Annotated in this window: 8 protein-coding genes and 1 other RNA gene; 1 reads left to right on the top strand and 8 read right to left on the bottom strand. The window is 61.9% G+C overall.

From position 1 onward, the window contains the following. Positions 1–50: 50 nt before the first annotated feature. The 6 genes from HMPREF3145_RS07140 to HMPREF3145_RS07115 all read right to left on the bottom strand — a co-directional run bounded on the left by HMPREF3145_RS07140 (position 51) and on the right by HMPREF3145_RS07115 (position 5,161). Positions 51–806 carry an iron ABC transporter ATP-binding protein gene (locus HMPREF3145_RS07140; protein ID WP_070422558.1) on the bottom strand — a complete coding sequence of 252 codons (756 nt, stop codon included), beginning with the start codon at positions 804–806 and terminating at the stop codon, positions 51–53. Continuing rightward, positions 803–1,804 carry an iron chelate uptake ABC transporter family permease subunit gene (locus HMPREF3145_RS07135; protein WP_070422557.1) on the bottom strand — a complete coding sequence of 334 codons (1,002 nt, stop codon included), beginning with the start codon at positions 1,802–1,804 and terminating at the stop codon, positions 803–805. The genes HMPREF3145_RS07140 and HMPREF3145_RS07135 overlap by 4 nt, the downstream gene beginning before the upstream one ends. Then, entirely contained in the window at positions 1,797–2,774 is a 978-nt protein-coding gene (locus tag HMPREF3145_RS07130; RefSeq protein WP_070422556.1) for an ABC transporter permease, read from the bottom strand. Before HMPREF3145_RS07130 ends, HMPREF3145_RS07135 begins: the two co-directional genes overlap by 8 nt. Before the next feature lie 7 nt (positions 2,775–2,781). Continuing rightward, positions 2,782–3,810, bottom strand: a complete 1,029-nt coding sequence (locus HMPREF3145_RS07125; RefSeq protein ID WP_070422555.1) for a siderophore ABC transporter substrate-binding protein — start codon at positions 3,808–3,810, stop codon at positions 2,782–2,784. 186 nt (positions 3,811–3,996) lie between these two features. Continuing rightward, the gene (locus HMPREF3145_RS07120) at positions 3,997–4,554 is read right to left on the bottom strand and encodes an META domain-containing protein (RefSeq protein ID WP_168162457.1); all 558 of its coding nucleotides are present in this window, start codon (positions 4,552–4,554) and stop codon (positions 3,997–3,999) included. A gap of 52 nt (positions 4,555–4,606) precedes the next feature. Continuing rightward, positions 4,607–5,161, bottom strand: coding sequence for an META domain-containing protein (locus HMPREF3145_RS07115; protein ID WP_168162456.1), 555 nt, complete (start codon positions 5,159–5,161; stop codon positions 4,607–4,609). Between the two features lie 155 nt (positions 5,162–5,316). On the opposite strand from HMPREF3145_RS07115, the gene HMPREF3145_RS07110 reads away from it, so the two are divergent. After that, a complete protein-coding gene (locus HMPREF3145_RS07110; protein WP_070422552.1) occupies positions 5,317–6,384 on the top strand; it encodes an LLM class flavin-dependent oxidoreductase in 1,068 nt (355 codons plus the stop codon). A gap of 226 nt (positions 6,385–6,610) precedes the next feature. On the opposite strand, the gene ssrA is transcribed toward HMPREF3145_RS07110, so the two are convergent. Both ssrA and HMPREF3145_RS07100 read right to left on the bottom strand, forming a co-directional pair. Next, positions 6,611–7,000, bottom strand: a transfer-messenger RNA (tmRNA) gene (gene ssrA, locus HMPREF3145_RS07105). Between the two features lie 205 nt (positions 7,001–7,205). Continuing rightward, the gene (locus HMPREF3145_RS07100; protein WP_070422551.1) at positions 7,206–7,856 is read right to left on the bottom strand and encodes an SDR family oxidoreductase; all 651 of its coding nucleotides are present in this window, start codon (positions 7,854–7,856) and stop codon (positions 7,206–7,208) included. Between the last annotated feature and the right edge of the window lie 2 nt (positions 7,857–7,858).

Genomic DNA, 7,858 nt, shown 5'->3' with positions numbered 1-7,858 from the left:
ATATAACCACGAACTCACAAACAACACAAATTCGCTGTACAGAACGTGTTTTAGTGATAGCACGCAATAGGCCCATGCGGGCCTTCAATAACCTCCACCGGAGTATTGAAGATCGAACTGAGCAGGCTGTCGCGCATGATCTCGTCGACCGTGCCAAAGGCAGCAACTTCCCCGTCCTTTACTGCGCAGATGTAATCCGCGTAGCGTGCGGCGAAGTTGATGTCGTGCAGAACGATCACGATGGTTCGGCCAAACTCGCGGGATGCGGAGTGCAGGTGCTTCATCATTTCCACGGAGTGGGAGATGTCGAGGTTGTTCAGGGGCTCGTCGAGAAGCACATAGTTCGTTTCCTGGCTAAGCACCATCGCAACGTAGGCGCGCTGACGCTGACCACCGGAGAGCTGATCGAGGAAGCGATTCTCCAGCTCGCGCAGGCCGAGGAAGTCGATGTAGCGCGAGACGATCTCCTCATCTTCGGGGGTCAGGCGCCCGCCCGAGTATGGGAAGCGGCCGAAGCCGACGAGTTGGCGCACGGTCAGGCGGGTCACAAAGTGGTTTTCCTGACGCAGGATGGACACGACTTTGGCCAGGTCCTTCGAGCGCGCCGAGGTGACGTCCATGCCTGCAACTTCGATGTGACCGGAATCGAGGTCGAGGAGCCTGCCGATCATCGTCAGTAGGGTCGACTTACCTGCACCGTTCGGGCCGACGAGGGCGGTGATGCCGCCTTCGGGGATGTCCAGGGTGACCGGTCCGATGTCAACACTACTGCTGTAGGCCTTGCGGACTTCTTTGAGTTGAATCACAGGCGTCCCTTTCTCAAAATCACGATTAGGAAGGTCAGGCCACCGACCAGTTCGATGATGATGGAGACCACGCCTTGCGCGTAGAAGATGTGGTTCATCACAAAGTACGCACCCGACAGGATGCAGTATCCGAGCAGTATCGCCATGGGGAAGACGTAGCGGTGGTCGTAGGTATCCGCGGCTTGGTACGCGAGTGTGGCCACGAGGAAGCCGAGGAAGGTCATCGGGCCGACCAGCGCGGTCGATACCGCTATGAGGATGGCCACCAGCACGAGCGTGTAAATCGCGTGCTTTTTGTGGTCCACGCCTAGATTCATGGATACGTCGCGCCCCAGAGACAGGACGTTGAGCGCGCGCGAGTTGAAGATCAGTAGTCCCGTCGCCACGATGACCAGCGGGATTGCCAACGGGTAGTACTCCGGGTCGGCGTTGTTCACGGAACCAAACAGGCGCGCGGTGAGCACGTCGAACTCGCTGGGTGTGAGCATGCGTTGCATAAACGTAGATACTGCACCCAGTCCCCCGCCGAGCACGATGCCGACCAGCAGCATGGCGTGCATGTCGGGGTTGTTGCCGGCGAGCAGCCATGTGTAGAGCACCAGGCTGAGCCCGATCATGAGCACAAGCTGGATGACAAACATCTGCAAGGTGTGGGCGTTAATCAGCCCTGCTGCACCGAAGAAATACACAGTTGAGGTGTGGATGGCGACGTAGAGCGATTCGAACCCCATGATGGACGGGGTGAGAATTCGGTTGTTTGTCACCGTTTGAAACGCCACGGTTGCTGTCGCTTGGCACACAGCCACGATTGCCATCGCGATCACCGCGTTCATGCGACGTTGCGCGATCAGCCAATAGCCGGTGGATCCGAACTCCATCGGGTTGCCGTACGCGAGCAGCCCCGCGGTAAATAACAGTGCGGCCACCGCAAGCGCGCCGATAATAATCCAGTAGCGCTTTTTGCTTGTCGACGACTGGAACGCCCCGATCTCACGCATTCCGGCTCCGCCTCACAATCATGGCGATAAACACCGCGGCGCCGACGACGCCGAGGATGACGGACACGGGCATTTCGAATGGCGCGATGATCGTGCGGCCGATGAGGTCGCACACCGTTACCACTCCAATGCCGGTAAGGCAGACCCATGGCAGGTTGGAGCGGAGGTCGTCGCCACGCATCATGCTCACAATGTTCGGCACGATCAGTCCCAGAAATGGCAGATTGCCGACGACAACCGTGACCACACCGGCGGCCACCGCGACCAAGCTGGTGCCGACGAGCACGATGCGGTTGTAATTCAGGCCAACGTTGGTGGCCACGTCTTCGCCGAGGCCGGCCACGGTGAGCCGGTCGGCGTAGAAGAACACGGCGATGACCACGAACAGCACGATCCACAACACCTCGTACTGCCCCGCGATCACGCTGGTGAACGAGCCTGCAAACCACACGCCGAGCGATTGCAACAGGTCGGCCTGCAGCGCCCAATAGGTGGAGACTGCGCTGACCACGGCGCCGAGCATGATGCCGACGATCGGCACGATCAGGCTGGAGCGCAGCGTGACCTTGCGCAAAAAGGCAAAGAACACCATCGTGCCCACAAAAGCGAAACCGACGGCAAGCAGCATGCGCGTCATGATCGTGCCGTTTGGAAAGAACACGAACGACGCGAGCAGGCCCAGACCGGCCCATTCTGTGGTGCCGGTGGTGGTCGGCTCGACGAAGCGGTTCTGGGTGAGCATCTGCATGATCAACCCACTCATCGCCATCGCTGCGCCGGCCAACACCAACGCGATGGTGCGCGGGACGCGGGTGGTACGGAACATGGCCCAGCCGTCATCGCTATTCAAAATGTCGTACTGCCCCACCGCAAGCGAGGTCAGCAGCAGTAAAACGACAATGACAACACCCACCCCAAGCTTCCAATCGAGAAGCTTGGGGCGGGTGGTGGTCGCAGTTGGATGTGTCATTCAGGGGTTACTTTGCAGCCTCGAACTTGTCTGCCAGATCGTTGAGGATCTCGGTGTAGGTGAGGATGGACTCGTTGGTGTAGGTGTCCTTCGGCGCCACGTAGACGTGGTTGTCTTTCACCGCGGTGACGTTCTGCAGCGCAGCGGAGTCGTTGATCACAGACAGCGCCTCCGGGGAATCCTTGGCGGACTTGATCGCTGCATCGCGGTCGAGAGCGAAGATCCAGAACGGGTTCGCGTCAGCGATTGCCTCGACGGAGATGTCATCACCCTTGTGGTCGTTAGAGGCGTTCTCCACCTGAAGCGCCGGAGTGAAGCCGATCAGGTCGAACAGCGGGCCCCACATGCGGCCGACGCCCGGTGCGACGTAGCCGATCTCGCCACCGGAAACGTTCACGGCCATGACGGTCTGGTCCGGGTTGTAGGCGGTGCGGGCGCGCTCGACAGCCTCGGTGAACTCCTTGACGGTCTGCTCAGCCTCGGCCTGCTTGCCAAAGATGTCGCCAAGTGCCAGGGTCTGGCGGATGAGCTCGCGGTCAAACGGCTCGCCGTCGCGCGGCTCGAACTCGACGAGCGTAGCGTTCGGAACCAGCTTCTCAATTTCCTCGTCGTACTTGCGGAAGCGCTGGCCAGAGACGATCACATCCGGGTCAGCGGCCACGATGGCCTCGAGGTTCGGCTCCTTGTGGTTGCCGATGTTGACAATGCTCTCATCGTCCGCGATACCCGGAATGGTGTTCGGGACGAGGTCGCGCGCTGCTGCGACCGGCTTAACGCCCCAGGAGTCCAGGAGCTCGAAGGTGCGGTTGTCCAGAGCGACGACGCGCTGCGGGTTTGCCGGCACTTCCTTCTCGCCGTAGTTGTCGGTCACCTTGACGGTGCTGCCATCGGTGGTGGCGGAGGAGGAGGCAGCCTCGGAGGTGGCTGCTGCAGAGGTGGTGGTCTCAGCGGCCTGCTCTGCGTTGGAGCATGCGCCGAGCGTTAGCGAGCCTGCGGCTGCGAGGGCGATCAGCGCGGTGCGCGGGAAACGGATCATTGTCGTCCTTCCAGACTTAGGTAAGGGTTACCTGCGCCAGTTTAGGGTACCCATACTTAAAGTCAACCGGCACCCCCGGTTTCCGCCCATTTAGACTACAAAACTGTGTTGTAAATGACCGAGGTGGGGTCGTCGCAAAGCAAAAAGCCCCAGGGCGACCTGGAGCTTTGCTGTCTGTCGCGATTGCTAATCGACGACACGCACCGGCAACTTCACAAACTCAACCGATTGCCCCTGTGCGGCCAGCGCAAGCGTGGACGGATCGACCTGGAACACCGCCGGGCCGGCGCGCAGGATCGTCTTTAGATCATTCGCGGCAACCTCCGCACCCGGAGGGCACGCCATGCGAGTCTCGTTGAGGTCACCGACGCGCAACCTGCCGGTCGTATCCACCTGGTAGGTGGAGTTACCCGCGTTGCAGCCATCGTTGTAGGTCAGCGTGCCGTCCGGGCGGAAATCAACGGTGACCTTGTCATTGTTCTTGGCACGCAAGGTGGTGTCCAGTGCGGGCTGGACTTGGTCGTTAGGCAACTGCGTCGCGCCTTCCGCAAGCGGAACCATCAGCCCAGTGCCAGCGGGCTGCTGCCCCGCCGGGTTAGAAAACAGGGAGGAACTCATCTGGACAAACTGGTCAATGCTGCTCGAGCGCTCCTGCGCGCCAGCCGTGCCGACACCAAGGGTGCCGCCGGCCAGGGCCGCGAGCGCGGTTGCAATGGACAATGTTTTCTGAGTCTTGATACCCATGCCCCACACGGTAGCGGCCGGATTCGCGGGTTCAAGGGGTTTCATGGGATGCCTATGCAACTCCAAGAAACTCAATCATCTTGCCTTGGGCGCCAAGGGCGATGGTGTCGTCGTTAAGTTTGTACACAGCGGGACCCGCTCGCAGGATCGACTTCAGTTCATCGGACTTGTTCATGCGGGTTGGGTCGCAAAGACGCTGGGTCTCAGCGAACGTGCCCACCTTCACCCCACCGCGGGCGTTGACCTTGTAGGTCACGTTGCCGACGTTGCAGCCGTCGTCGTAATTGAGCCGGCCCTGCGGAGTGAACGTCAGGGTGATCGCGGCATCTTCCTTCGCCTGCAGCGGCTGTGCGAGAGCTTCCTTTACATCCTTTGCTGCCAGTGGCTTGGCGTCCTTCGGCAGATCCTTCAGCAACATGCCTCCCTTATTGCCCAGCACGGCGCCGGTGTAGGTGTCCCAACCCTTCTGCACCAACTGGTCCAGGTTCGGGTTGGCCGACGAGAGCTGCGCTACCTGTGCGTGCGCGGTGCCAGCACCAATGAAGCCGCCAGCGATGGCAGCTAGGGCGGTTGCAGCGGACAACGTCTTCGCAGTCTTTGAAATCATGCGCACGACCGTAGCGCCGGGCTGTGGTCGCGCCAAGGGGTTTAATAAACCTTTTAAGCTCCTCCAATACAACGTTGAGGCCGTTTTTCGGTTGCGCTGCTCGGCACAGGCTGTGATATTTGTTGATATGTCACATAACTGATCTGGAGGACCCCATGAAAGCATTCGGTTTCTTGAGCTTCGGGCACTACGCCATCGGCGGCCAACGCGGCCCCTCGGCAGAAAAGGTAGCGAGAATCCACCTCGAGATCGCCAAAGCTGCCGACGAGATCGGCGTCAACAACGCATCCTTCCGCGTCCACCACTTCGTCCCGCAAGCCTCCGCCCCGATGCCGCTGCTCGGTGCAGTTGCAGCCTCCACCGAGCGCATCGAAGTTGGCACCGGCGTGATCGACATGCGCTACGAAAACCCGCTCTACCTCGCCGAAGAAGCCGCCTCCCTCTACCAACTCTCCGGCGGCCGCGTCGCCCTTGGCGTATCCCGCGGCGCCCCCGAGGTCGCCGAGCGCGGCTGGGAAGCATTCGGCTACAAGGGCGAAGCGCCGAACGGTGCCGACGTCGCCCGCAACCACCTCGAAACCTTCATGGCCGCCGTCGACGGCCACGGCTTCGCCACCGCCGCGCCCCTCGAGCGCCAGTACCCCAACATGTTCCAGCCCGGCTCCGCCCTGCCGGTCTTCCCCATGGCACCTGAACTGCGCAAGCACATCTTCTACGGCTCCGGTACCCACGCGTCTGCCGAGCAGACCGCGCGAGACGGCCTGAACCTCATGTCCTCCACCCTGGTCTCCGAGACCACCGCGCAGACACTTGGCGAGATCCAAGTCGACCAAATCAACCGCTACCGCGCAGCTTGGAAGGAAGCCGGCCACGACTGGACCCCGCGCGTGTCCGTGTCCCGCTCCATCTTCCCCATCGTCGACGGCGCCGACATGGCACGCTTCAGCATGCAAGCCTCCGGCTCCGACCAGGTAGGCATGCTCCCCGAGGTCGGCGCCTCCACCTTCGGCCGCACCTACGCCGCCGAGCCGGACAAGCTCATCGAGCAGCTCAAGGCCGACCCTGCCGTCATTGCCGCCGACACCCTTCTGCTCACCATCCCGACCGGCATGGGCGTGGACGTAAACGTAAAGATCCTGGAGAACTTTGCCACCCACGTCGCCCCAGCACTCGGTTGGCAGCCGAACACGGAGGGCCCGGTCACCGGCTACGAGATCGTCTAGCTCCCCTTCGGGTGCCGCTAGACGGTCTCGCAGTGGCCTCGACGTTTCCCCAGGTCATATTGGGGACCGTTTTCAGTATGGAGCTGATCGTCTGGTTGCCCTCGCGGGGAGCTAGACGATGTCGAGGAACTAGACGATGAGCACCGCAGAGTGGGGGCTGTACTCGGTGCAGGTTCGCCGGCAAATAATAAAACCCGCTGGCCGTTTGGCCAGCGGGTTTCGCACTCGGTGGAGCCGCCGGGAATTGAACCCGGGTCCTTCACCACCGCACCAGGGCTTCTCCGTGCGCAGTTCGCACAGAATCTCTGCTCGGCCCTCCGGATCAGGCGAACATGTCCGGATGACGGGCCCAGTCAGTGAAAAGTGTCCCTCCCAAGGCCCCACTGACAGGGCCGGAAGGCAAGTCCCCTAAGTCGACGCCAGGTACCGGGTCGGGGACATCCCCGGCCTGACGGACACGCAGGTCGCTGGACCTTTCTAATTAGGCCGCGAGGGCGTAGTCACGCTGAGAGTTCTTCTCTGCGTTTATTAGTTACAGCGACGCTTTCGGTGGTCTCCTGCCTGCACCGGCACGCTTCCCCTGGCTAAGTGATGAAGTCGAAACCAAATCGACCCCTTCAACTACGAAGAAACGTAGGAGAAGAGACGTTACCCGACGCGGCGCACAAGCACAAGGGGCCGAGCGCACCGGAGCCCAAGGGGCCGAGCGCACCGGAGCCCAAGGAGCCGAGCGCGCCGGAGCACAAGGGGCTGGGCGCGCCGGAGCCTGAGCAACGCCCGCAAGCCCGCCCCAGCCGGCAAGCCCTGCCCCAGCCGGCAACCTACCCCGTGAACGCTGGGCGGACGCGGAGGAATTCGATGACGGCGTCGGGGCCGGCGTCGACAGCAAGGCGGGCTGCCTTGGCTACTTCGGTGGCGGCCATCTTGGGCAGGCCGTCGTCGCCGGAGAGCATGTCGGTGTCGGTGCGGCCCGGGTGCAGCGAGGTCACGCGGACCTTGCCGGCTTCCTCCTGGGCGAGTGAATCGGTGAAGCCGCGCAGCGCGAACTTGGAGGCGCAGTAGGCGGAGTTGTTAGCGATGCCGTGGTAGCCGGCGCCGGAGTTGATGGTGATGATCAGGCCGTTGGATCGTCGTAAAGCAGGAAGCAGCGCGCGAGTCAGGGTCACGGGCGCGTGGAGGTTGACTTCCATCGTGTTGCGCCAGGAGGCGTCGCCAACCTCTTCCAGGGAACCGTTTTCCATCACGCCGGCGGCCAGCACGAGGACGTCGAGTTCGTCGATCTCAGCGGCGGCGCGCTCAATAGCTTCGGTGTCCGTCAGGTCCACCTCAAACGGCTCCGCACTCGGCAGCGCCGAAACAACCCCCGACGCGTCCTGTGACGCGCCTGCGTAAATGTGGTGGTCCTTGCCAAGTTCTTCAGCAATCGCGCGACCGATGCCGCGAGACGCTCCAGTAATCAGTGCCTTTTTCATAG

The sequence above is a fragment of the Corynebacterium sp. HMSC05C01 genome (genome assembly GCF_001807155.1).
GTDB classification, from domain to species: domain Bacteria; phylum Actinomycetota; class Actinomycetes; order Mycobacteriales; family Mycobacteriaceae; genus Corynebacterium; species Corynebacterium coyleae.
This window is presented reverse-complemented; position numbering and strand designations above follow the sequence as displayed.